The following is a 25,975-nucleotide window of genomic DNA, read 5'->3' on the forward strand; positions in this document are numbered from 1 at the left end:
CCCACGCATCGAATTCCGCAACGTCACCTTCCGCTACGACAGCACCAGCGAACACGTCCTCAACGACATCAACTTCATCCTGGAACCAGGGAGCACCACGGCCATCGTTGGGCCATCTGGATCCGGGAAGAGCACCATCCTCGCCCTCATCGCCGGACTGCAACAACCAGAAAGCGGCCAAATCCTCATCGACGGAACCGATGTCGCAACATTAGACACCGCCAGCCGCCGCGCCCTGGTCAGCATGGTCTTCCAACACCCCTACCTCTTCGACGGGCCTATCCGCGACAACGTTCTCGTCGGACACCCCACCGCCGCTGACCAGGAAGCGCGCGGGGCGATGGCGCTAGCTCGCGTCGACGAAATCATCGAACGGCTGCCCGATGCCGAACAATCCCGTGTCGGCGAAGCCGGCACCGCACTATCCGGCGGCGAACGCCAACGCGTCAGCATCGCCCGCGCACTCATCAAACCCGCCCCCGTCCTACTCATCGACGAAGCCACCAGCGCCCTGGACACCGAAAACGAAACCGCAATCACCGACGCCATCAACAACGACCCACGCCCCCGCACCAAAATCATGATCGCCCACCGGCTCAACGCGATCCGCAACGCCGATCACGTCCTCTTCATCGACAACGGCCACATCATCGAACAAGGCTCCATCACCCAACTCAGCTCTCTCGCAGGCCGCTTCTCAGAATTCTGGCGCCAACAAGAATCCACCACCGGATGGCGCATCACCACAAACGCCAACTAGCTAGCTAGCTGCCCGCCATCGCGTCGCGGAGGCTCTTCGGCCGCATGTCGGTCCAGTGGGCCTCGATGTACTCGACGCAATCGGCACGCGAGGCCTCGCCAAAGGCCACGCGCCACTGCGCCGGCACCTCAATGGCCGTCGGCCACAGACTGTGCTGCTCCTCGTCGTTGACCAGTACGTAAAAGACGCCGCTCTCGTCATCAAATGGGTTGGTACTCACTTGTTTTCCTTTCGCGACGAGCCGATTCGGTACTGCTGTGCCCGCCGAGCACTCGATCGGACAACAATCCGAGACAGCTGAGATTGGGGAACCCCGGGCCCTGGGTCAGACCCGAGAGTGTCGGAAGGATGAGCTTAGGAGTCAGACCATTGACGGACAGGTCGTGGCCAAGGGATTCCTGCAAGACGTTACCGTCCACGGGGGCCCCCAGTTTGAGCTCCATGAGGTCAAGAGCGCTCTGGTCGAACAGCGGTAGGAACCACAATGCGTCGGCACCCGCCCCGTCGATCACCAGATCGAAGCCATGGACGGTTTCGGAGGGTTCGCCGGCACGGTCGCTGCGCAGCGTCAATCTGATCCGGTCTTCCAGGGCGACGGCATGGGCCACGCGGCCACGCAGATGGCGGATACGGTCGTCGGCCAACAGTGATTCCTGGACACGGGCCGAGAACACGCCGCGATCGGTGCGGTTCAACGCGTCGCGCCGTTCCTCCATGGTGTGGTGCAACCACCCGGTCGGATCGCTGAACAGCGCGTTCTCGAAGTACCCTTCACCACGGGTAAACAGTGTGACGCCGGGAGAGATCACGGTGATCGTCGAAACCCGGTGTCCGAAAAGCTCATTGAGCACTGAGGCGGCTGTCTCACCTCCGCCGATCACGGCGACACGTTCTGCGGTGAGGCGTGTTGATCCGGCACAGCGGCGCCAGAATTCGGCGATCGACAAGACATTCGGGTGCTCGGGTAGCACAGAACGCTCCGGCTGCCCGGGCCCCGTCACCATGACCGCGTCGGCGGCAATGGAACAGTCGTTGGTACCCACAACCCATCTGTCGTCATCGATAGACAGACTGGTTACCTCGCCCTGAACCACCTTCATATCGACCGTGTTGGCCACCCACGTCAGGTAGTCAGCCCAGCGCTTGTGCGTTGGCGCGGGCTTGTCGCGGTCAACCCACTCGGCGAACTGGCCGGTGGCGATGAGGTAGGACTGCCAGCTCAGACGCATCATCCGGGCGTCGATCTCGGCGTTACGCCCCGGCACCACGGCGGATCGATACGGGAAACCCACATCTTTCTCGGGGCTGGTACCCAGCCGGTGCTGTCCATCCGTCCAGCCACCGCACGCCTGCCAGTTGGCACCGACCTGCTGACGTTCGATCGCCACCACATCGGGTACGTCGACCCCGCATTCACGCAGCACGGCCGCCTTCGCGGCAACCGCCACCGCCTTGGCTCCCGCGCCTATCACTGCCAATGTGGACGTCACCATAGCTCCTTCGCCAGAATCCCCAGCTGTTCGTGCCAAATCGATTGCAGCTCGGTAATCTCCGAGCGCTCGAGCACCTCCGGGACCGCCTGCCACAGCGTTCCGATGGACGGCCCCTCGGTGGTCCCCATGATCAGCACCGCAATGCTGAGCTCGTGACGCACCGCCGATTCCGGCTCGGGCACAGGCGAACCCGATACCGAAAGCAAGCCATCGCGGCGTAGGAGGTCGCCCTCGAATCCACGATCGTGTCCGAGGTAGTTCAACAGGATCTGCGGATCGCGATACTGCCGCAGCACCGCGCTGGTGTCGGCACGCAGGTATCGCAGTAGCCCGTAGTCGATGGTCCGCCCTGGCATCGCGCTGTGCTGCCGGGCGACTCGCTCCACCAAACCGCGCGGTCCGATCCCCAGCGGATCGGTGCCACCCACGCGTAGCGGATACGCCGTACCGAGCAGACCCACGGTCTCAGCAGTCGCGTCCCCGCGTCCGGAGACCTGCACCGCCAGCAGCGTCTCGACCGCGGCCTGTCCGCGGCGGCGACGCCACTGGGCCACGGTGCGTGCCACTGCCGCCACCAGCAGTTGCTCCATCGGAATCCCCGAGTTCAGCAGGACCGCACTGACATCGGCCGGCGCGGACTCGACGGTGACCGCCACATCGGCTTCCCTGTCGAGTTCGGGCTCTATTCGACGCGAACCAATTGGGGGATCCTCACCGTCCAGCTGGGCGATCCAGAACGGCAGGCTGCCCACATCCCGAGCCTCGGCGACCAACGCATTGGCCCAACGGCGGTAGCCACCACCGGTCTGAGAGTTGGGCGGCACAGCACCCGCCACCAGCGACTGCCATCGAGATTCCAGCTCCTGCATGATGACTCGCCAGGAGGTGGGGTCAGCGGCGAGCTGATGCACCACGAGGATGAGGACTCCGGGCTCGCCTTCAGGGTGCAGCCATACCGCCGAGAGCATCCAGCCCTGTTCAGGATCGAGTCGGTCCACCGCACGGCCGATCTCGGCGCCGGCCGCATCGGACGGATCCTCCGTAAGAATCTCGACCAACCGGAGAGACTGCCGCGTGCGCGGAACCAGCTCCAGGCGCTCGCGGTCAAGCCGGCTGCGCAGCACCTCGTGCTCCCCGACCACCGCATTGAGAAGTTCCTCGAGCGTGGATCGGGTAATGCCCTCGGGCAGCCAGAAGACGTGGGTTTCGGCCAGCCGACGCGGGTTTCCATGCTCATAGAGGCGACGACCGCTGGGAAGCAACGGGATTGGCTCGCCCTCGCGATCCTCGTCATCCGCGACGAGCCCGCTACGACGCTGGTCGACCAACTTGGCCAAGCCTGCGACAGTGCCCCGCTCCAAGATCTCGCGGATGTCCACCCCGACTCCACACTCGGTCAGGATCGCCGCCGATAGCTTGCTAGCCAGCAGCGAATGGCCCCCTAGATCGACGAACGAGTCGTCCGCACCCACAGTCGCAACCCCGAGCAAGCGCGCATAAAGAGCCGCCACCTGTCGCTGAGTCGCGGTTTCCGGCTCCCGGCGTCTGGTCACGGACCCGACCTCCGGTGCCGGCAGTGCGTCCCGATTGATCTTGCCGTGCCGGGTGATGGGCATCTCGTCGAGCACGACATACGCCGCGGGAATCATGAAGTCGGGCAGGGCAGCCGAAATCCTGGCACGGATTCGATCGAGATCGACTACGTGTCCACCGACCGGAGTCAGGTACGCAACAAGACGCTTGCCGACGTGCGGCAGCTCATCGACCACCACGAGCGCCTGGCCGACGCTCGGGTCTACCTCGATGGCCGAGGCGATTTCACCGAGCTCGATACGGAAGCCTCGGATCTTCACCTGCTCGTCGGCGCGACCGACAAACTCGATGTCTCCGTTCGCGCTACGCCGCGCAAGATCACCGGACCGGTACATCCGCTGCCCGGGAACGAAGGGATCGGCGATGAAGCGCTGCGCGGTAAGACCGGCGGCCCGATGATAGCCGCGCGCCACATGCGTTCCGCCGATGTAGATCTCGCCGATGACCCCCACCGGCACCGGTCGCAGCGTCTGGTCCAGGATGTGAATCTGCGTGTTGATCTTGGGGGTACCGATCGGAACGGTCCGCGTCCCCTGAATTCCGCGCACCTTGTACCGTGAGGCGTTGATGACGGTCTCGGTGGGACCATAGAAATTATGAAGCGACGCATCGAAAGTGGCGTGAAACTTGTCCGCGACCGAACCGGGCAACGCCTCACCACCCACCGGCACCCGGCGTAGCGATTTCCATTGCGTGACTCCGGGTAGAGACAGCACCAGCCCCAGCAACGAGGGCACCATGTGCATCGAGGTAACGCCCTCGCTGTTCAACAGTTCCGTCAAATACGCGACGTCACCGAGTGCGCCCGGACGCGGGATGACCAGCCGGCCACCGCAGCTGAGGATGCCGAAAATCTCGCCCACTGATACGTCGAAGCTCGGCGAAGCCACCTGCAGTACCCGATCGGATCCGCTGACCCGATACTCAGCACGGAACCAGTTGAAGTACTCGGTCAGCGGACGATGCGTGACCGTCACACCCTTGGGCAGGCCCGTCGAACCCGATGTGTAGATGAGATAGGCGGCGTTGTCGGCGGTCAGCGGCCGCACCCGGTCCGCATCGACCGGCTCACGGGGGTCGAACTGCCCAACACCGGTTACCGGCTCCCGGATGACCAACTTCGGCTGCGCATCGCTGAGGATGTGCGCAATGCGATCGGCGGGGTAATTCGGATCAACGGGGACATAGACGGCACCGGCCTTGGCGATGGCGAGCGCGGTAATGATCAAATCCGGCGACTTGTCCAGCAGCACCGCGACATGATCTTCGGTACCGATCCCCTGCCCAATGATCCAGTGCGCCAGCTGGTTCGCCAGTTCGTTGGTTTCCCGATACGAGTAGTGCCGCCCCTCGTAGACGAGCGCGGTGGCATCCGGTTGTGCGGCCGCGCGGGCGGCCACCAGCTCGCCGAGCGTCGTCGGCTCCGCCTCAAATAGTTCTCCGGACGACACCTCCCGCAGCCACTGGGCTTCGCGACCGTCCATGAGATCCAGACTGGCCAGCGGGCGGTTCGGATCGGCGAGCGCGGAGTCGAGCAGATTGGCGAAGTGACGGAGCATCTGCGTGGTCAAACGCTCATCCAACACGTCCACCAGGTACTCGGCCACCACGTCGGCGCCATCGAGCCCGGTTTCGATCCGCAGGCCAAGCGGCACGTATGCCACCTGTCCTTCCAATGATGTTCTTTCACAGTGGATTCCAGGTGGGCAGAACCGGGCGGCGGAATCGGCACCCATCGCGAAGCCCACGCGCGCAACCACGCGGTCCAGACTCACCCGTTGGTGGGCAAACCCGTTCAGAGTGGTCCGATGTGCATTCGCCAGCAGATCCCGGAAGCTCTCACCGCTGTGCGGACGCATGCGGAGCGCGACGGTGTGCCCGAAGTGCCCGATGCTGCCCTGTGCGTGAGCTTCCCGTGTGGGAACCGGCGCGGCCACCAGGAAGTCTTCGGCATGTGTATACCGATGCAGCAGCGCTGAATACGCGGCCAACAACACCACATACCGTGTGGTGCCCGACTCTTGCGCAAGTTGCTCGACGCGGCCCATGACCGAGGCCGAAAGACGCGCCGTGCAACGTGCGGCCTTCCAGTCGCTCGCAGCCACCGAACCATTGACGCCCGGAAGCTCCAGCGGCTCAGGAGGATTGGCCATCTCGTCACGCCAGTACTCGAGATCCGCCTGATCCGCCCCATCGTGCGGAGGCCGTACCGGTAGTGGTTCCGCAATCACGCCGTGTACGTACGCGGTAGTCAGATCGGCAAGGAATACCGACCAGGAGTCGTCGTCCCATGCGATGAGGTGGGCGACAACGAGCATGACATGTTCTGCGGCGCCGGTGCGGATGACCGTGACGCGCAACGGCGACTCCGTCGTCAGATCGATCGGAGTCGCGAATTCACGCTGTGCCAGCACGCCCAGCCGGAGCTCTTGCGAGGTGCCCGCAAGGTCGCTGACATCGTGCTCGACCCATCGAACCGGTAAGTCGTCGTGCAGCACGGCCACCGGGTCGCCATCGGCACCGGTACGAAACGTCGTGCGCAAGGTCTCGTGGCGGGCCACCACCGCGGTGACAGCGTCCCGCAATCTCTCGATATCCACCTCACCGCTGAGCCGGTACGAACGGCACAGGTTCATCAGCGCGGGCGTCACCCCGTGGGCGAACCATATGCGGTGCTGCCCCGCGGATAGCCGTGGCGCGGCATCGGGATCGAGGCCTGCCGACGCCCTTCGGCTGGTGACGTCCACCTCGACGCCACCATCGCTCACGGTGCGCAACTCGATCTCACCTCGCGTTTTCGCTCTTAGTACAGGCTGCCCTAACTACGAGGAGGCTACCCTATCTAGACTGCGAGGGGTCACCCACGAGGAGCTGCGATGACTCAGGCCACATCGACCCCCATCCCTTCGGCTGAAGCGGCCGCGGCGGAAGGCTTTGTACCCTTTCCCGCGGCGCGTGCCGACGCGTATCGCGCGGCCGGGTACTGGACGGGAAGGACCGTCGAGTCGCTGCTGCGCACGACCGCCGCCAGACGTGCCGATCATCCCGCGGTTATCGACGAACACCACGCGATGACCTACCGCGAGCTCGATGTGGCCGCTGACTGCGCGGCGCATGCCTTCATCCGACTGGGCATCGCTCCCGGCGACCGTGTACTGCTGCAGCTTCCCAACCGGGCATCATTTGCCGTCGCATTCTTCGGTTTGATGCGTGCTGGCGCGATACCGATCATGTGCCTGCCGGGACACCGGGCCGCCGAGCTGTCTCATTTCATCGAGGTGGCCGATGCTGTCGCCCTGGTGATCACCGATTCTGCTGGTGGGTTCGACTACAGCGCACTGGCCGTCGAGCTATCCACAAAGCATGCCTGCCTGCGCCACATCGTGATCGATGGTGACGTACCTGCCGGTGCCCCCGACCGCTTCACCGCCTGGTCACGGTTGCTGGAAAGCGTTGAGGTTCAAGGCAACCTACCGACAGCGCAGACGGACCACCCGGCGTTGCTGCTGGTCTCGGGTGGCACCACCGCAGCACCCAAACTCATCCCCCGCACCCATGAGGACTACGTCTACAACGCGTCGCGGGCCGCACAGGTGTGCGGCCTCACCGAGGACGACGTCTACCTCGTGGCGCTGCCCGCCGGTCACAATTTCCCACTGGCCTGTCCTGGTCTCATCGGCGCGATAAGCACAGGTGCCACTACGGTTTTCCTTTCGGACCCGAGCCCGGAGTCGGCATTTGAGACCATCGCGCGCCACCGGGTGTCTGTGACGGCGCTGGTGCCATCGCTCGCCCAGCTCTGGGCACAGGCCACCGCCTGGGAGCCCGTGCTGCCGGAAACACTGCGGCTGCTTCAGGTGGGCGGTGCGAAGCTCGGCGCCGAGGACGCACGCACGGTTCGAGAATCACTCACCCCGGGATTGCAGCAGGTTTTCGGTATGGCGGAGGGCCTACTGTGCCTGACCCGTCCCGGAGACCCCTCGGACGTCCTCGACAACACCCAGGGCCGACCCATGTGTGAGGCCGATGAGGTTCGCATCGTCGACGAGGACGGCGCCGAGGTGGCCCCGGGTGAGGCAGGTGAGCTGTTGGTCCGCGGTCCGTACACACTCAACGGGTACTACCGCGCCGAGGCCGACAACATGCGCTCCTTCACCGCCGACGGCTTCTACCGCAGCGGCGATCGGGTACGGGCGCGACCGGGTGGCTATCTGGAAGTCACTGGTCGCATCAAGGACGTCATCCTGCGCGGCGGGGAGTCCATCGCCGCATTGGACCTCGAATCGCACCTACAGACTCACCCGGCGGTCTACGCCGCCGCCGCAGTCGGATTACCGGATCAGTATCTCGGTGAGATCGTTTGTGCCGCAATTGTGTTCAAGGGAAAGCCGGTTGCGGCCGCCGAGCTGAATCAGCACCTACAGGACCGCGGTGCCGCCGCACACTCGCGAGTCGACAAACTGGTGGCGGTCCCCTCGCTGCCCCTCACCGCAGTGGGCAAGATCGACAAACGCGCCCTGCTCGCCTCGTTGACGGGCTAAGCCTCAGCCGATCGGGTGCGATCTCAGCCACTCAAGCACGCGTTGTGCGTGCGCGACCGGCGGCAGACGATTACCCCTCGCGCTGAACCACGTAAGGCGCAATGCTTCCGAGCTTTTCGCAGGTCTCTTCGAACTCGCGGTCCGGCGTCGATGCCTCGATGATGCCCGCGCCCGCACGCAGCCAGGCCTGCCCGTCCTGCTCGTAGGCCGCGCGTAGCGTCAGCGCCGCATCCAGTCCGCCATCTGGAGACATCATCAGCACCGCGCCGGAGTAGAGGCCACGTGGATGGTCGTCGAGCCGAAGGATGGCATCGACGCCCTCCGCCTTGGGGATACCCGAGGCGGTGACGGCCGGGAAGAGCGCCTCGAGCGCATCCATCCGGGTCATCCCGGCACTGAGCTCCCCACTGACGGTCGATCCCAGATGCTGCACGCTCCCGCGCTCACGCACGGTCATGAAGTCTGTCACCTTCGTGCTGCCTGTTTCGGCCACCTCACCGAGTTCGGCGAGTGAGCTGCGCACGGAAATCGCGTGCTCCACAATCTCTTTGGCATTCGATTCCAGGTCGTCGCGCGCTACCCGATCTGCGTCCTCTCCCCGGCCGAATGCACGGGTTCCGGCAAGCGGCTGAGTGATCACGGTGCCGTCGGCCTCCACGGCGGCCACGAGTTCAGGGCTGTAGCCGAGGGCGCGAATGCCGCCGAGCCGCAGCAGGAACGAACGCACCGGCGTGTTGTTGTGACGGCCCAGACGGTAAGTCGACGGGAAGTCCATAGCGAACGGCACTTCCACACGCCGCGACAGAATCACCTTGTGGTACAGGCCCGATCGGATCTCGGCAGTAGCGATGCCCACGCGGCCACGGTAGTCGGATGGGTCCGGAATCAGGTCGATCGACGCCGGCGCGGGCGCGGGCGGGGCGCCCTGGTCGAGCACCCGCCGAATCTCGTCGACATAGCTCTCTTCACAGACCGACACTCCGTCACCGGTAATCACGACCTCCGCGCGCGGGGCGAAGACCCGAGCCATCGGCGTGCCGGGGGTCAGCCGGTGCTGCAGGCCAAAGCGGTAGGTGCCGAACTCGAACGCAACCCACCCAAAGACGCGGTGCACGCCGTCGGAGATCTCATTCACGGCTTGTTCCAGAGCGGCGCCGGGATGCCCCGACCAACCGCGCTGCTCCACGGCCCCGTCACGGATGATGCGCAGTCCGTCGCTGTCGAGTTCGACGGAGGCGCGGGCGCCGATGGCGAGCACCCACTCGCCATCACGTTCGTAGATCAGATATTCGTCGCCGTTGCGCTCGGGGATTTCCTGCGCGAGAACGCCGGCGAGGTCGGCCGGCGCGAAACCGTCCGGCAACCCCTCCTGCACAGAAACCCAGGTCTGGGCGCCGATACCGGAATCTACGACCGTACTCATCTTCGACACCTGAGTAAGCCTAGCCTATGCTAAGTGGCCCTGGTACCCGCCCGTACATGACCTCCGCCACGTTGCCAAGCCCAATCTAGTGTGCTTTGGCGCTCCTGTCAGCCGGCCGCAAGTGCTTGTCGCGCATAGGCTCTCACGTCAGCGTCGCCATCTTGCAACGCACCGGTCAGCGCGTCACGGACGGTGGGCTCCGTGGAGGCCCACTGACTCAGGCTCAACACCGCCGACTTCCGTACATCCAGATGTGGATCGTCCAGGGCGCGCGCCAGCGGCGGTACGGCCTGCCCCGGATCCGCTCCGGCCAACGCACGCACCGCACCCTGACGGATCTGCCAGGCCGGAGCCTTCAGCGCCTCCCGTACGGCATCGAAGATCTGGTCGTCGACGCCCAGCGCACCAACAGCCGTCAACGCCGCGGCCCGCACCAAGGGGTCGCGGTCACGCACCAGCATCCACACCGTCGCGCTACCGGCAGCCAACTTCGCAAGCCCGTTGGCTACGGCAATCCGCACCTCACGGTTCTCATCTTCGGCAGCGGTGGCGATGGACACCGCGTCGTCCACTGACACCAGGGCACGTACGGCCTCGATCCGGACCCGGTGATCTGAGTCGCGCACCGACGCGACGTAGGCGGCGGGGTCACCGACCTTCCGGGCACTCGCCACGTACAGCGCGGTGCTACGCACCAACGGATCGGATGCGCTGACATGATCGCCAATCGCGGCGGGATCCTCGAGTACCTCGACAAGCTCGCGCACTCCGTCGGCGGCGGTGCGGCGCACGGACGCATCGCTGTCCCCCAACGCATTCAACAGGGCCCCCTCGTAACCCGTGGGGATGTGCTCGGTGAGCGAGGCGATGGCAGTGCGGCGCACGCCCGGATCGTCGTCGTCGAGGTACTGCAGCAGCTCCTCGACGGTGGGCGCCTCCAAGGACAGCACCGCGGCGATCCGCGGCGACGGCGGCTGCTCGGCCTCGGCGGCGATCACGTTCGAGAGACGAGCGGCGGGCGCCTTTCCGCCCAGCAGTTCGGGCTGATGCACTGGGATCGGATCGGTCTCCCCCGACGGTAGGTCGTCGAGACCCGGAACCGGGACGAAATAGGGTGCGACGGGCCGTTTCACGAAGTCCATGGCGCCGTCAGAGGTCTTCCGCAGGTTGAGGTGATAGCGCCAGTTCTCGTCATCACGGTCCGGCAGGTCTGCCCTGTCGTGGTAGAGGCCCCACCGTGATTCGGTGCGAGTCAGCGACGAGCGCGCCGCCATCTCGGCGCAGTCCCTGATGAACGACACTTCGGCCGCCCGCATCAGCTCATGCGGGGTGCGCGCGCCGATCTGACCTACCTCGTCGGCCATTCGCTCAAATGTCTGCACCGCCAATGACAACTTGGCCGCCGTCTTTGGCGGGGCCACATAGTCGTTGACGAAGCGGCGAAGCTTGTACTCGACCTGAGGCTGCGGAGGCCCGTCCGGGTGGCGCAACGGACGGTAGATCAGCTCATGCGCCTCCTTGACCTGGTCGACGGGGAAATCCAGCGGTGCAGGCGTTTTCGACAGCGTCGAGGCAGCATGCTCACCGGCCAGGTCTCCATACACAAAGGCGCCGATCATGTAGTTGTGCGGCACGCAGGCCAGGTCCCCGGCCGCATACAGGCCGGGCACCGTGGTGCGCGCATGCTCATCCACCCACACGCCCGACGCCGAATGACCACTACACAAACCGATCTCGGAGATATGCATCTCGATGTCATGGGTGCGGTAGTCATGTCCGCGGTTGGCGTGGAAGGTGCCGCGGGTCGGCCGCTCGGTGGTGTGCAGGATGCTCTCCAGCGCCGACAACGTTTCATCCGGCAGGTGAGTCACCTTGAGGTAGATGGGACCGCGTGCAGACTCGATTTCGTTCTTGACCTCGGACATCATCTGGCCGGACCAATAGTCGGAGTCGACGAAGCGCTCTCCCTGGGCATTCACCTGATAGCCGCCGAATGGGTTGGCCACATACGCACAGGCCGGACCGTTGTAATCCTTGATGAGCGGATTGATCTGGAAGCACTCGATGCCCGACAGCTCGGCCCCGGCGTGGTACGCCATCGCGTACCCGTCCCCCGCGTTGGTCGGATTCTCATACGTGCCGTACAGGTAACCGGAGGCGGGCAGACCCAGGCGGCCACAGGGCCCCGTGGCCAGGATCACCGCTTTCGCGCCGACCGTGACGAACTCACCGGTGCGGGTGTTGAAACCCGCGGCGCCCACAGCTCTGCCTTCATCGGTGAGTACCCGCACCGGCATGACGCGGTTTTCGATACGAATCTTCTCTCGCATCGACTTCTGCCGCAGCACGCGGTACAACGCCTTCTTGACGTCCTTACCCTCGGGCATCGGCAACACGTAGGAGCCCGATCGATGCACGCGCCGTACGGCGTACTCACCGTGCTCGTCCTTCTCGAACTTGACCCCGTAGCGCTCGAGGCGCTGCACCATCGCGAAACCGCGTGTCGCCGTTTGGTACACGGTGCGCTGGTTCACGATGCCGTCGTTGGCGCGGGTGATCTCCGCGACGTAGTCCTCGGGTTCGGCCTTGCCGGGGATGACGGCGTTGTTCACACCATCCATACCCATCGCCAGCGCACCGGAGTGCCGCACATGTGCCTTCTCGAGAAGAATCACCTGGGCGCCGTTCTCGGCCGCGGTCAGCGCCGCCATGGTTCCGGCGGTTCCACCGCCGATGACCAGGACGTCACAGTCCAGCCGGATGGCACTGTCAAGTTCAGGGATCTGCATCAGGCGACAAGCTCCGTATGGTTCAGCGCGGCCAGGATTTCGGCGCGCAGCGCGCTCCGATCGCTGTCGGCCTCACGGGGATCGGGAACATCCAGCAGCGCACGCAGCGGCTGACCAGCGCGGCCCAGGACGGCGATTCGGTCGCCGAGTAGCAGCGCCTCGTCCACATCATGTGTCACGAACACCACCGTGGTGGGATGGCTGCGCCAGGTATCGATCAGCAGGCGCTGCATGCTGGCGCGAGTCTGAGCGTCGAGTGCTCCGAACGGCTCGTCCATCATGACCGCACGCGGAGCACCAGCCAGGCCGCGGGCCAGCTGAACACGTTGGCGCATGCCACCCGAGAGGCTCTTGGGCAGGTAGTCTTCAAAGCCCGTCAGACCGACGTCATCGATCCAGGTCTGCGCCGCCTGGCGCCGCCCCGCACGCGGCACACCGCCCAGCTTGAGGGCCAGCTCCACGTTCGATTGCACCGTGCGCCAGGGCAACAACGCGTTGTCCTGGAACACCATGGCACGGTGCCGGGAGGTGGTGACAACCTTCTCGCCGTCGGCGTGAATGGTGCCCGAGTCGGGTGCGAGCAGCCCGGCCAGCGCGCGCAGCACGGTGGACTTGCCACAACCCGACGGTCCGGTCAGGACAAGAATTTCCGCGGGGCGCACCGTCAGGCTCAGACGGTTCACGACGGTGCGGCCGCCGTATCCGAGGGTGACCCCGTCAAGGACGAGGGTGGAGGCACTCATGAGCGCGCCTCCTCGGCGCGGGGTAACCACCGCGTCACCCGGCGACCGACCAGCTCGACGGCCGCCGAGGTCAGGAATCCGACAACGCCGATGGTGATGATCCCGACGAACACATCGGGATAGGCCAGCACCGTGTACGACTGCCACGTCCGATACCCGACACCCAAACGACCCGAGATCATTTCGGCGGAGATCACGCATATCCATGCGACGCCGATGCCTACCGAGAGACCGCCGAAGACTCCCGGAAGGCTGCCGGGCAGCACCACCCGGAGCAGCACATCCCAGCGGCTGCCGCCCAGGGTGCGGACCGAGTCCTCCCACAGCGTGGGCAAAGCACGCACCGCGTGCCGCGTGCTCACCATGATGGGGAAGTAGGCCGCGAGAAATGTGATGAACACGATCCCTGCCTCATCGCTGGGAAACAGCAGGATGGCCACCGGCACGATCGCGATCGCCGGAATCGGGCGAGCCAACTCGGTGAGCGGGCCGACGATGTTCGCGAACAGCGGAGAACGCCCCAGCCAGATTCCGGTGATGACGCCGAACACCGCCGCCAGGCCGAAACCGGTGAGAATCCGAATGGTGGACTGGCCAAGATCCAGCCAATACTGCTCGGTCCCAATATGTTTAGCGAGGGCCGAGACGATCTCGGTGACCGTGGGAAGAGTGTCGAATCGCAGACCGAAACGCACCTTGTTGACCGTCAAGAGTTGCCAGAGCAGTACCGCCGCAGCCACGGACGAGGCCCGGATACCCCAGGCCAGGTATCGAGAACCCTGCCGACGGGTACTCGCGGCCTCGCCGATCCGGTCACCGGCGGGGGGCACGGCGATCGCTCGCGGTCGCGCCTCCAGGATGGGCAGGCTGCTCATGATGCCGCCGCCAGAGCCTGTGCGTAGTCCAAGGGTGTCGCGCCGGGATGGGTAGAGATGTACCGGGTGGCACCCGCGTTCGTGGTGAACGGACGTAGCCCGGCCGAGTCGCGAACCCACCAGGCATGATCGGCGAACCACCGCGTACCCAACTCGGCATCGGAGACATAGGCGGCGCGAATCTTCTGGCCGGACGCGTTCGCCGCGTTGACGGCCTTCAACAGCTCCTGCGCCGTCGCATATACCTGCGTGGATTCCTTACCATCGAACCAGATTTCGGCGGCTTGGCCCGGATCTGCCCCGGCGTCCGGTTGCAGCACCAGCGGATTGGCCTTGGCCGCCAGTTCGGTTTCGTAGTTCTTGGCGCGCGTCGTGTAGGCCTGGCGCAGCGGTCCATCCTGCACGAACTGATCGATGTCCAGATCGGCGAAGTCACCGATCGATTTCAGGTAGGGCACATCGCTTTTGAAGGCCTCGATGAGAGAGGGCTTGAGGGTGGTATCGAACGATGTACCACCGGGCCCGTTGTAGAGGTACACCACCTCCTGCGGCAGGCCGCTGCCCTCGGCCACGAGGCGCGCCGCCTCCAGAGACTTCTCGTGGATGAAATCGGTTGCATCAAGCTGAGCCTGCAGGAAGGCGTCCAGCACCTCCGGATGCTGCTTGGCGTAGTCACGGCGCACCACCACCCCATGGAAGGTGGGAACGTTCAGCTCGGCACCGTCATAGAGCAGCTTGGCCTTCTTCTGGAAGACCAGCAGCCCCGGCCACGCCACGAACTGTGACAACGCTTGCACCTGACCGGATTCCAGCGCAGAGGCACCGACCTGCGGCTGCTGGTTCAACACCTCGACATCCTTGGCCGGGTCCAGACCCTCGTTGCGCAGCGCGCGCACCAACGTGCCGTGCCCCGCCGAGCCCACACTGGCGGACACCTTCTTCCCTTTCAGCTCGGGCAGCGTGGTGATCGGTGAATTCGGTGGCACTACAACCATGTTGAGTGCGCCCTTGGCGTTGTAGCCGGTGATCGACACGAGTTCGGTGCGTGCCTTCTCGTTGGTCTGGGTCTTGGATCCGTTGATCAGCAGCGGGTAATCGCCCATCGAGCCGATGTCGATCTTCTCGGCGAGCATCTGCGCGGTGATCGGCGCTCCGGTGTCATAGTCCTGCCACTGCACCGTGTACTTGGTCCCGGTGCGCGATCCGGCCTCGGCGAGCCGCTTCTCGAGGTAGCCCTGGGCCCGCAGCAGCGTGCCCGCGGTCACGGTGTTGATGGTCTTTGATTGGTATCCGACGACGACTGTCACTTCATTGGCCGAGCCGGACCCGGAATCCAGCGAGCAGCCGGTGACGACGGTGAGAAGAAGTGCGCAGAGAAGGGCTGTTCTCTTCATGAGCTGTCCTGACTTAACGGATGAGATAGGGCATGTTGACGGTGACTGCACCGGTGGGACAGCGAGCCGCGCACGGTCCGCAGTACCAGCACTCATCGACATGCATGAATGCCTTGCCGTTTTCGGGATTGATGGCCAGCGAATCCAGGGGGCAGATGTCGACACACAACGTGCAGCCCTCGATGCACAGCGACTCGTCGATGGTGACCGGAACGTCGATACGGTTGTTGACCAATGTCATGCGAAGCCTCAGATATCCCTTAGTAGATTGCTGCGCAAAGTGATTCGATCACCGCGCATTCGGATGTACTCGAGGTCGACGGGGGTCCCGTCGTCGAGGTGGGTCAGTCGTTCCAGGAGCAGTAGCGGTGCGTTATCGGGTACCTGCAACGTCGCGGCCGAATGCGAATCCGCCGAGACCGCCTCCAGGGCCAAGTTGGCCGATCCCAATCTGTGTCCGGTGACGCGCTCGATCAGGGCGAAGACGTCATTGCTCTCGAGCTGGTGCTCGATGACCGCCTCCCCCACATCCAAAGTCAGGTAGGTCTTGTCCAGGCTCAGCGGTAGATCTCCGAGGTATCGCAACCTCTCGATGAAGATGACCCGCGCGCCGGGATCAAGGCGCAACCTGTGTGCGACCGCGGGAGGCGCGTTCACCTCCTGAATGACGCGAACCTCGTTCCAGACCTCGCCGTATCCCTTGAATGTCTCTTTCAGCCCCAGCAACGCGTCCAGGCCGTGCTCGTACTTCCGCAGCGCCACGTGGGTACCGGTACGCGGACCCCGCTCGATGAGGCCTTCCTCTTTCAGCGTCGTCAGCGCCTCGCGGACCGTGTTGCGCGAGACGAAGAACTCCGCGGCCAGATCGTGCTCGCTCGGTAGGCCGCCATCGGCGTATGCACCGGCGTGGATCTGGTGGCGCAGCACATCGGCCACCAGTCGCGCCTGATCGGCGCGCGGGCGGCGCAATGGCGTGGGCTCGGCAGCGGCCACCAGTCCTCCTGACGTGAGACAACCTCGCCCACACGCTAAAGGCCAGCTCAATGGCCATCTGGCGGATGAATTCGATATCTGTCAGGTCGGCTTCAATGCGCCGGTTCCCACCCGCCCCTACCTGCAACGCACGCTCGCATGTGCACCATTGCGCCACCGTCGTGCGCGGCGCCGGATTGGATTCAGAGTGATCGCAATGAGCGCGTGAGGGCGTGGCCCGCGGACTCGGCGTGAATGGAATCAACGGCGGAGGTCATCCAACCAATCCACATGGCGCTCACACCCGATATCCAGGAATCGCTGGCTCAATGAGGACATGCAGATCGACACGACCCCCGGCCCCGATGTTGTCGTCGTCCTCAACGCCGACGACCCGAGCGGGCGCGAAATTGTGCGGATACTGGTGCGCAACGGGCACCGGGTGGTCATCTGCGGCAGACACGCCACCGATCTGACGAGGATGCTGCACGGCTATGACGCTGATGAGGTCATGGCCATCGCCGCCGACGCCGCCGATCCGCGCCAGCTACGCGAGCTGTGCCGGCGCGCGACCGATCGCTTCGGCACCGTCACCACGATTCTGGATGCTGCCGCAGGACGGCAAATGCCGCGACTGCGGCTTGCTTCCTAGAGCCGATCAACGGCGGCACCCTTCCCTCAGGCCATCCAGTAGGCCTGGGCTTTCATCGCCCTGCGAGGTATGCCGTAGTGATCCTTGAGGACCTGCGCCACCTCGCGAGTGGTCCGGGTGTCGCATGCCACCCATCCGAAGAAATCGGGGGCATCAAAGGCAGCCTCACGCACCACCTGGACCAGCGATCGGTCGCCGTGGCGATCTATCCAGACCGCACTCCCATTCACCGGCAGCGTCTTGTCGCTCTCATGCGCGGCCTCCAGGAAAACCGTGGCCGGGCTGTCGCCGATTGCTTCCAGCAGGGAGTTGATCGCGGGCAGGGACGCGGTGTCGCCGACGATGATGTATCCGCGCGGAGCCGGAACGGGCAGCTCGAAGTGGCTGCCCAACACCGTGGCCTCGATGGTGTCTCCCACCAGGGCCGCCTGCGCCCAGCGCGCCGCCATCCCGTCGTGCAGCGCGAATTCGATATCGACGGTGTCGGCCTGCGGATCCGGGTTGACCAGCGTGTATCCGCGCTGGTGCAGCTTCTCCCCGTCCGAGAACCACAACCGGATCCACATGGTCGGGTGAATGTCCCGGTCCTGCAGCAGGCCGCCCGCGGAGAAGCTGAGCCTCACATAGTTGTCGGTCAGCTCGCGCCGGCCGGTCACTGTTAGCTGGAAATCGCCGGCCCGGAACAATTTGAGAACCGCGCCTTGCCACCCACGTGTCGGTTGCGTCACTGTGCTCGGCATTACACCCTCCTCGATTCGCTGAGTGCGCTTTTAGTTTAGGCTAGCCTAACCATTCTGACCTGCGCAGGGCTAGGGTTAGCCATCGACACTTAGGTAAGGGAATGCTAATCTCTTGCCGAGCAGGCAACGGTGCCATGAACAAAGGCGGTAGATGAGCACTCGCGAACGAGTTAATCAACTCGAACGCCCGGGTGTGGCGACAGTCACACCAGTGTTCATTGCTGATGGGTTAGAACACCGAAGTGATCACCGCTACCAAATATGGAGTGGCGGTGCCGAGGGTGGGCGATGTGCTTCAAGTTTGCCAGCTGCTCCGGACATAGAGGCGAGGAACTATTCACGTTCGCGACCCGACTACTCCAGTCAGCGAGCGTGTCGATCGGGTGAAGGGCTGTAAGTGGATATTCGTGAACGAGTTGGCCAGCTGGACCGTGCGGCGCCGGCGGTGAATCCGTCAGCCCGCATCGACCCGGAACTAGAGAGCCGATTCGCAACCTGTTGCCGCGCGCTCGGTCTGTCCGTTAATGACAGGCGGCGTCCTGCAGATTTGCCAGCAGCGCGTTACGGCTTCACGTCGCTGTGCCGAACGGCTCAGGATCACTGTGATGTCTGGGTCGGCCTGGCCGCCTCCGGGGGCGCCACCGTCGACGTGCTGGAGGCGATCTCCGAGACCGCGGCGACCGCTGGGCATCTTCAGCATGCGGTGAACCTGCACCCGGGCGAGCTCACCTTCCTCTACGACACCGGGCTCTACCTCGAGTTCCGTGCCAGCGGACCCGACGACTATCACCTCGCCTACGCGGCGGCCCTCGTGGACAAGGGTGACTACGTCAAGGCCGCCGAGCTGATCGCCGCCGTAACCGAGCGACGCCCCGGATGGTTCAACGCCCGCTGGGCCGCTGTCGCCATGCAGAATCGGGCCGAACGTTGGTCCGATGTCGTCACGCTGCTGACCCCAGTTGTCACCGATGCGTCGTTGGACCCCACCACGTCCCACGCCGTACGGATCACCCTAGGTATTGCCCTCGCCAAGCTCGGCATGGTCAATCCCGCCCTCTCCTACCTCGAAGACCCCAGTGGTCCCATCGAGGTGGCAGCCACCGACGGCGCACTGGCCAAGGCGCTCAACCTGCGCCACCACGGTGACGAAGAGACCGCGACCGAGGTGCTCCAAGATCTGTACGCGGCCAATCCGGAGAACACCGAGATCGAGCATGCGCTCACCGATCCGAGTGTGGGTCTGCACACCACGACCGCCGCGCGCATCGCTGCCCGTACCGATCCCTGGGACCCCGAAACCGAGCCCACCGAAGAGGATTTCATCGATCCTGAGGCTCACGAGCGCAAGGCGATCCTGCTGGCCGAGGCCGAGCAACAGCTCAGCGAATTCATCGGCCTGGAGCAGGTGAAAGACCAGGTCTCACGACTCAAGAGTTCCGTGGCCATGGCGCTGCGGCGGCAGGATCGCGGACTTGCCGTTGGCCACCGCACCCACCACCTGGTGTTCGCGGGCCCTCCCGGCACCGGTAAGACCACCATCGCCCGTGTGGTCGCCAAGATCTATTGCGGCTTGGGGCTTCTCAAGCGCGAGAACGTCCGCGAGGTGCACCGCGCCGACCTCATCGGTCAGCACATCGGTGAGACCGAAGCCAAAACCAACGCTGTCATCGACAGCGCGCTCGACGGTGTGCTGTTCCTCGATGAGGCATACGCGTTGGTGTCCACCGGCGCCAAGAATGACTTCGGTCTCGTCGCCATCGACACCCTGCTGGCCCGCATGGAAAACGACCGCGACCGCCTGGTCGTGATCGTCGCCGGATACCGCGCCGAGCTGGACCAGTTCCTCGACACCAACGAAGGTCTGCGCTCCCGTTTCACGCGGTCCATCGAATTTCCCTCGTACGCACCGCCGGAGCTCGTCGAAATCGCATCGGCCATGGCGTCCGTGCGCGACAGCAAGTTCGACGAGGGCGCCGCTGACGCGCTGCTCACCGCCTTCTCGGCGATGTGTGCCGCAGAGGCTCCCGATACCCGCGGCATCGCACGCCGCAGCATCGACGTCGCCGGTAACGGTCGATTCGTCCGTAACGTCGTGGAACGCTCCGAGGAGGAACGTGAACACCGCCTTGACAACTCAGGCGCCGAAGAATTCAGCGATGACGATCTCATGACGGTCACCTTCGAGGACGTGCAGGCATCGGTGGAGGCCATCGTCGCCGGCCTCGGGCTGTCGGCTCCCGGGACGCCGGTCCAGAAATGAGCGATAACCGAGACAACAGCGCGAACTCCGAGCGCCGGGCCTTCGCATCACGCACTCCGGCCAGTGAGAACCCCGAACCACTGAAGTACCGTCGCGGGTTCGTCACCGGGCATCAGGTCACCGGATGGCGATTTGTCATGCGTCGCATAGCATCTGGCGTCGCACTACACGACGCCCGGATGCTCGTTGATCCGCTGCGTACCCAGTCCCGCGCATTCAGCATGGGCGCCGTCATCGTCGTCACCGGACTTGTCGGGTGCTTCGTCTTCAGCCTGCTGCGTCCCTCCGGTATTGCCGGTACCGATCCGGTGCTAGCCGACCGGTCGACCGCGGCGCTCTATGTCCGGGTGGGTGACAACCTGCACCCGGTGCTCAACCTCACCTCGGCCCGTCTCATCGCAGGCAAGTCCGTGGATCCGACGATGGTCAAAAGCACTCAGCTCGACCAGTTTCCGCGCGGAAACCTGATCGGTATTCCGGGCGCACCGGAGCGCATGGTGCAGGCCAAGAGCACCGATGCCGCCTGGGCGGTGTGCGAATCCACCGAAAACCGCGCCGTGACCGTGATCGCCGGAGCATTGGATACCAGTGGGGACAAGGCCTTCGACCTCCCCCGCGACCGTGCCGCGGTGGTGTCCTCTGACGCGGGTACCTGGCTGCTGTGGGATGGGAAGCGCAGCGCGCTCAACCTCGGCGATGTCGCCGTCACGAGCGCTCTGGGCCTCACCGCGCCACCGGCCGTGCGCCCCGTGACCACCCGCCTGCTCAATGCCGTTCCCGAGGCTCCGGCACTCGTGGTTCCCCCCATCCAGGGAGCCGGGACGCCGACCGCTTATCCGTTGCCGGTCACGGCGCCCATCGGCTCGGTGCTGGTGAGCTCCTCCACCGACAACACTCCGGTGTACTACGCGGTGCTAGCCGATGGCGTGCAACAGGTTTCACCGGTGATCGCATCGGTACTGCGCAACGCGAATTCATATGGTCTGGAACAGCCACCGCGGCTGACCGCCGACCAGACGGCGCACTTGCCGACGTCCTCGGCGATCGATACCAGGGTGTTCCCCAGCGCCGCCATCAAGCCGCTGGCCGCCAACGAGGATCCGGTGCTGTGCTCCCGGTTCACCAGGACGGCCGATGCCTCCTCGGATTCGTGGTCGCTACTTGCGGGTTCGGTTCTGCCCCTTTCTGATTCGGCGCACACCGTGCAGCTGATCTCCTCCGCGTCCACCCCGACGCGGGTCGCCATCACTCCCGGCATCGGATACCTGGTACAGCCCGGCGGTGGCGGCGGGTACCAGTGGATATCCGATACCGGTGTGCGTTACGGCATCGATACCGAGGCCGAGGGCGACAAGACCCTCGAGGCACTCGGCCTGCACAAGCCCGCACTCACCATCCCCTCGTCGATTCTGGATCTGTTCGCCTCCGGGCCATCGCTCTCACGTGCCGATGCCCTGCTCGCGCACGACAGCCTGGCTCCGACCGATCGGCCGGCCACGCGCATCCAGACCGACAACCCATCTGCTCAGGCACAGGAGTCCCGTTGAGCCGTCTCATTTTCGAACCCCATCGGCGTGTAGCGCCTCCCGCGATACCCGATGCCACGGTGACCGTAGAGGCACCACCACAACTGCCTCGGGTGATTCCGCCATCGTTCCTGCGCCGCGCCATGCCGGTTGTGATCGTGATCCTGATCGTCGGCATGGTGGTCGCACTGGTCGCCTCCGGGATCCGGCTCATCTCCCCGCAGACGCTGTTCTTCCCGTTTGTGCTCCTGCTGGCCGCGACCGCGTTGTACCGCGGAGGCGGTGACAAGGTCCGCACCGAGGAGGTCGACGCCGAGCGCGCCGACTACCTGCGGTACCTGTCGGTGATTCGTGAAAATCTGCGCACCCACGCCACACAGCAGCGCAAGGCGCTGGAATGGTCGCACCCGGATCCCGAAGAGCTCACCACTGTTCCCGGCACCCGGCGTCAGTGGGAACGCGACCCCGGCGATGACGACTACCTGGTAGTGCGCGCCGGACGTCATGATCTCCCCCTGGCCAGTCCGGTACGCGTCAAGGACATCGCCGACGAGATCGATCTGGAGCCGGTGAGCCACAGCGCGTTACGCGGACTGCTGGACACCCAGCGCACGGTGCGCAGCGCACCGCTGGGCATCGACCTGAACAAGGTTTCGCGCATCACGGTGCTCGGCGATGACGACATCGTCCGCGCCTCGATCCGATCCTGGGTGACCCAGGCAGCCACTTTCCATGATCCGACGCTGCTGACCGTGGCGATGGCCGGCCCGGGTGTGGAGGACAGCGACTGGTCGTGGCTCAAATGGCTTCCCCACGTGGACATCAGCGGTGAGGTCGACGGCGTTGGCCCGGCACGCTACCTGCGCCGCACAGGTGCCGAGCTGTTCGAGGCACTGAAGCCGGTGCTGTCCGAGCGCGCGCTGTTCGGGGCCGAATCCGGCGCCCACAAACATCTGCTGATCATCCTCGACGACCCGACCTACGATCTGAACGGCGTTAACTCGCCGATCCCGGCAACCGGACTGGACGGCGTCACCGTCATTCAGCGGGCGGACGGAAGTGACGGCGCCACCAAGCTTCCGGAGTACCTCAACCCGGAACGTCCTGTGCTGCAGGTCAATCGGAACGGCGTGAGCGCACGAATCACCCGGTGGAACGGCAACGACTGGCAGCCGTACATCGACGAGGCCGATCAGCTCACGCTCGGAACCGCATCGCACGTGTCCCGGCGGCTCTCCCGTTGGGATTCCAATCCGACGCATCCGGGCCTGCGATCGGCCGCCACCGGTGGTGCGACCTTTACATCGCTGCTCGGTATCGAAGACGCGTCCCAGCTGGATGTGCCTGCCCTGTGGTCGCCGCGTACGCGTGACGAAGAGCTTCGCGTGCCGATCGGCGTGACCGCCTCCGGCGAGCCGCTGATGTTCGACCTCAAGGACGAGGCCGAGGGCGGCATGGGACCGCACGGACTGATGATCGGCATGACCGGCTCCGGTAAGTCCCAGAGCCTGATGTCGATTCTGTTGTCACTGCTGACAACGCATTCGGCCGACCGCCTCATCGTGATCTACGCGGACTTCAAGGGTGAAGCGGGAGCCGATATCTTCCGCGACTTCCCACAAGTCGTCGCCGTGATCTCGAACATGGCCGAGAAGCGCTCTCTGGCGGATCGTTTCGCCGACACGTTGCGTGGCGAGGTTGCCCGGCGCGAGAACCTGCTCAAGCAGGCCGGCCGCGATGTACAGGGCAGTGCCTTCAACTCGGTCCGCGAATACGAGGATGCGATCGCGGCCGGCCACGACCTGCCCCCCATCCCCACGCTGTTCGTGGTCGCCGACGAATTCACCCTGATGCTCCAGGATCATCCGGAGTACGCCGAACTGTTCGACTACGTCGCACGCAAGGGGCGCTCGTTCCGGATTCACATCCTGTTCGCGTCACAGACCCTCGACGTCGGCAAGATCAAGGACATCGACAAGAACACCTCGTACCGCATTGGTCTGAAGGTGGCCAGCCCCAGCGCATCTCGGCAGATCATCGGAACCGAGGACGCGTATCACATCGAATCGGGCAAGGACCACAAGGGCGTTGGTTTCCTGGTGCCCGCCCCCGGGGCGGTGCCCATCAAGTTCCGCAGCACCTATGTCGACGGCGTTTACGAGCCACCGTCTAGGACCACCACCATCGAGATCCACGCCACTCCGCAGCCCAAGCCGTTCACGGCGCTGCCGGTGGCCACCGATCCGACCACAGTGATCGTCAAGGGTGGACCCGACCAGCCACAACAACCGGCACGCAAGCTGATCTCCACCGTCGGCGCCCAGCTGGCCAAGGTGGGTCCGCGTGCACCCGAGCTGTGGCTGCCGCCGCTGGACACCGCGATCCCGTTGGCAAGTGTGTTGAGCCAGAACGGCATCCCGGCACGCCAGCTGCGCTGGCCGCTCGGCGAGATCGACAAGCCGTTCCAGATGCGTCGCGATCCGCTGATCTTCGACGCGACCTCGGCGGCCGGAAACGTGATCATTCACGGTGGCCCGAAGTCCGGGAAATCGACTGCCCTGCAGACGTTCATGCTGTCGGCGGCCGCGTCGCACTCCCCCCGCGATGTCACGTTCTACTGCATCGACTACGGCGGCGGGCAATTGCACGCGCTCGAAGGACTGGCACATGTCGGCAGCGTCGCCAGCGCCCTGGAGCCCGAACGCATCCGGCGCACCTTCGGTGAGCTGGAGCAGCTTCTGGCCTATCGCCAGCGTCTGTTCCGCGACCGCGGCATCGCCTCGGTGAGTCAGCTGCGCACACTGCGTGACAGCGATCGCACACTGGACGACGGGTACGGCGAGACGTTCCTGATCGTGGACAACCTGTACGCGTTCAGCCGCGACAACACCGATCAGTTCAACACCCGGAATCCGCTGCTGGCCCGCCTTACCGAACTGGCCAACGCCGGGCTGTCATACGGCATCCACGTCGTGATCACGACACCGAACTGGATCGAAGTGCCGCTCGCGATGCGCGATGCTCTCGGGCTACGTCTGGAACTCAAGCTGCACGACTCGGCAGACAGCAACGTGCGGGTACCCGGTGCGCTGCGCCGCCCCGCCGAGAGCGTGCCGCACGATCAGCCCGGACGCGGCCTGACCATGCAGGCCGAGCATTTCCTGTTCGCGGCGTCCGACGCCAAGGACGTGGAATCGGTCAACGCCAACTACCCCGGGGCCAAGGCTCCTGCCGTCCGCCTGCTGCCGGCAGACCTGGCACCGGACGCCATCGGTCCGCTGTACCCCGGACGCGAGCAGGTGGTCATCGGTCAGCGCGAGCAGGATCTGGCGCCAGTGGCTCTCGACTTCGCCCACAACCCGCTCCTGATGGTGCTGGGCGATACCGGATCGGGCAAGACGACGCTGTTGCGGCACATCATCCGTACGGTCCGCGAGCACTCGGCACCCGACGAGGTGGCATTCACCGTCCTGGACCGGCGTCTACATCTCGTCGATGAGCCGCTGTTCCCCGACAACGAGTACACCCCCAACATCGACCGGATCACCCCGGCGATGATGGGCCTGGGTGCCCTCCTGGAGAAGCGCCGGCCACCGGCCGGACTGTCCCCCGAGGAACTGCACAACTGGGTGTCACGCGGAGTGACCGCACAGCGGCACTACCTCATCATCGATGACGTCGACCAGATTCCCGATGCGCCCGCCGTCAGCGGTCCATACATCGGGCAGCGTCCCTGGAACCCGATCACGGGCCTGCTCGCCGAGGCTCGCGAGCTCGGCCTGCGCGTGATCATCACCGCGCGTGCCACCGGTTCCGGGCACATACTGATGACCAACCCCATGTTGCGCCGTTTCCACGAACTGCAGGCCAACACCCTGATGTTCAGCGGTAGCCCGCAAGACGGTGGCCGTATCCGTGGACATCGCTTCGAGCGTCTGCCTGCGGGCCGCGGCGTTCTGTTGTCAGATAACGATGTCCCGACATATGTACAGACCGTTAATCCATTCGTCAGTGAGCACGCTGCTCAAGGAAGGGAGTACCCACGATGAATCTGAATGTCATTCCGGAAGGTCTGCTTGCCACTAGTGCTGCGGTGGAGGCGCTGACCGCGCGTCTGGCGGCCGCACATGCTGCTGCCGCGCCGGTGATCGGTGCGGTGGTACCGCCGGCGGCCGATCCGGTGTCGTTGGAGACCGCGGCCGGTTTCAGTGCCC

The 25,975-nt window shown here is 64.8% G+C and carries 18 protein-coding genes; 7 read left to right on the forward strand and 11 right to left on the reverse strand.

Annotation, left to right across the window (positions count from 1 at the left end):
- Positions 1 to 760, forward strand: a 760-nt coding sequence (locus tag AOT87_RS27325; protein ID WP_131727351.1) for an ATP-binding cassette domain-containing protein, incomplete at its 5' end; no start/stop codon positions are given.
- Between the two features lie 4 nt (positions 761 to 764).
- On the opposite strand, the gene AOT87_RS27330 is transcribed toward AOT87_RS27325, so the two are convergent.
- The 3 genes from AOT87_RS27330 to AOT87_RS27340 are packed head-to-tail and all read right to left on the reverse strand — an operon-like array spanning position 765 to position 6,623.
- The gene (locus AOT87_RS27330) at positions 765 to 980 is read right to left on the reverse strand and encodes an MbtH family protein (RefSeq protein ID WP_030095693.1); all 216 of its coding nucleotides are present in this window, start codon (positions 978 to 980) and stop codon (positions 765 to 767) included.
- Positions 961 to 2,250: an NADPH-dependent L-lysine N(6)-monooxygenase MbtG gene (gene mbtG / locus AOT87_RS27335; protein WP_044104714.1), complete on the reverse strand. Its 1,290-nt coding sequence runs from the start codon at positions 2,248 to 2,250 to the stop codon at positions 961 to 963. The genes AOT87_RS27330 and mbtG overlap by 20 nt, the downstream gene beginning before the upstream one ends.
- Complete coding sequence (locus tag AOT87_RS27340) at positions 2,247 to 6,623, reverse strand: non-ribosomal peptide synthetase (protein ID WP_057968963.1); 4,377 nt, start codon at positions 6,621 to 6,623, stop codon at positions 2,247 to 2,249. Before AOT87_RS27340 ends, mbtG begins: the two co-directional genes overlap by 4 nt.
- A 99-nt stretch (positions 6,624 to 6,722) precedes the next feature.
- Between AOT87_RS27340 and AOT87_RS27345 the strand changes: the two genes are divergently transcribed.
- The gene (locus tag AOT87_RS27345; RefSeq protein WP_057968964.1) at positions 6,723 to 8,387 is read left to right on the forward strand and encodes an AMP-binding protein; all 1,665 of its coding nucleotides are present in this window, start codon (positions 6,723 to 6,725) and stop codon (positions 8,385 to 8,387) included.
- A gap of 70 nt (positions 8,388 to 8,457) precedes the next feature.
- Here AOT87_RS27345 and AOT87_RS27350 read toward each other — a convergent pair whose 3' ends face one another.
- The 7 genes from AOT87_RS27350 to AOT87_RS27380 all read right to left on the reverse strand — a co-directional run bounded on the left by AOT87_RS27350 (position 8,458) and on the right by AOT87_RS27380 (position 16,604).
- The gene (locus tag AOT87_RS27350; RefSeq protein WP_057968965.1) at positions 8,458 to 9,819 is read right to left on the reverse strand and encodes a salicylate synthase; all 1,362 of its coding nucleotides are present in this window, start codon (positions 9,817 to 9,819) and stop codon (positions 8,458 to 8,460) included.
- Between the two features lie 98 nt (positions 9,820 to 9,917).
- A complete protein-coding gene (locus AOT87_RS27355) occupies positions 9,918 to 12,599 on the reverse strand; it encodes a fumarate reductase/succinate dehydrogenase flavoprotein subunit (protein WP_057968966.1) in 2,682 nt (893 codons plus the stop codon).
- On the reverse strand, positions 12,599 to 13,342 hold the full coding sequence (locus AOT87_RS27360) for an ABC transporter ATP-binding protein (RefSeq protein WP_057968967.1): 744 nt from the start codon (positions 13,340 to 13,342) through the stop codon (positions 12,599 to 12,601). Before AOT87_RS27360 ends, AOT87_RS27355 begins: the two co-directional genes overlap by 1 nt.
- Positions 13,339 to 14,217, reverse strand: a complete 879-nt coding sequence (locus AOT87_RS27365) for an ABC transporter permease (protein WP_081343375.1) — start codon at positions 14,215 to 14,217, stop codon at positions 13,339 to 13,341. The genes AOT87_RS27360 and AOT87_RS27365 overlap by 4 nt, the downstream gene beginning before the upstream one ends.
- Positions 14,214 to 15,611, reverse strand: a complete 1,398-nt coding sequence (locus tag AOT87_RS27370) for an ABC transporter substrate-binding protein (RefSeq protein ID WP_057968968.1) — start codon at positions 15,609 to 15,611, stop codon at positions 14,214 to 14,216. The genes AOT87_RS27365 and AOT87_RS27370 overlap by 4 nt, the downstream gene beginning before the upstream one ends.
- A gap of 13 nt (positions 15,612 to 15,624) precedes the next feature.
- The gene (locus AOT87_RS27375) at positions 15,625 to 15,852 is read right to left on the reverse strand and encodes a 4Fe-4S dicluster domain-containing protein (protein ID WP_030095683.1); all 228 of its coding nucleotides are present in this window, start codon (positions 15,850 to 15,852) and stop codon (positions 15,625 to 15,627) included.
- Positions 15,853 to 15,860: 8 nt separating this feature from the next.
- Positions 15,861 to 16,604, reverse strand: coding sequence for a GntR family transcriptional regulator (locus tag AOT87_RS27380; protein ID WP_057968969.1), 744 nt, complete (start codon positions 16,602 to 16,604; stop codon positions 15,861 to 15,863).
- Between the two features lie 316 nt (positions 16,605 to 16,920).
- Between AOT87_RS27380 and AOT87_RS27385 the strand changes: the two genes are divergently transcribed.
- On the forward strand, positions 16,921 to 17,235 hold the full coding sequence (locus AOT87_RS27385) for an SDR family NAD(P)-dependent oxidoreductase (protein ID WP_057965294.1): 315 nt from the start codon (positions 16,921 to 16,923) through the stop codon (positions 17,233 to 17,235).
- A gap of 26 nt (positions 17,236 to 17,261) precedes the next feature.
- On the opposite strand, the gene AOT87_RS27390 is transcribed toward AOT87_RS27385, so the two are convergent.
- Positions 17,262 to 17,975: a siderophore-interacting protein gene (locus tag AOT87_RS27390; RefSeq protein WP_057968970.1), complete on the reverse strand. Its 714-nt coding sequence runs from the start codon at positions 17,973 to 17,975 to the stop codon at positions 17,262 to 17,264.
- 397 nt (positions 17,976 to 18,372) lie between these two features.
- On the opposite strand from AOT87_RS27390, the gene eccA reads away from it, so the two are divergent.
- From eccA to AOT87_RS27410, 4 genes are all read left to right on the forward strand, one after another.
- Positions 18,373 to 20,235: a type VII secretion AAA-ATPase EccA gene (gene eccA / locus AOT87_RS27395; protein WP_081343374.1), complete on the forward strand. Its 1,863-nt coding sequence runs from the start codon at positions 18,373 to 18,375 to the stop codon at positions 20,233 to 20,235.
- Entirely contained in the window at positions 20,232 to 21,782 is a 1,551-nt protein-coding gene (gene eccB / locus AOT87_RS27400) for a type VII secretion protein EccB (protein ID WP_057968971.1), read from the forward strand. The genes eccA and eccB overlap by 4 nt, the downstream gene beginning before the upstream one ends.
- Positions 21,779 to 25,810, forward strand: a complete 4,032-nt coding sequence (eccCa, locus tag AOT87_RS27405; RefSeq protein WP_057968972.1) for a type VII secretion protein EccCa — start codon at positions 21,779 to 21,781, stop codon at positions 25,808 to 25,810. The genes eccB and eccCa overlap by 4 nt, the downstream gene beginning before the upstream one ends.
- Positions 25,807 to 25,975, forward strand: a 169-nt coding sequence (locus AOT87_RS27410) for a PE domain-containing protein (protein WP_131727335.1), incomplete at its 3' end; no start/stop codon positions are given. The genes eccCa and AOT87_RS27410, both read left to right, overlap by 4 nt.

The sequence above is a fragment of the Mycobacteroides sp. H003 genome (genome assembly GCF_001440135.1).
In the GTDB taxonomy this organism is placed as follows: Bacteria; Actinomycetota; Actinomycetes; order Mycobacteriales; family Mycobacteriaceae; genus Mycobacterium; species Mycobacterium gwanakae.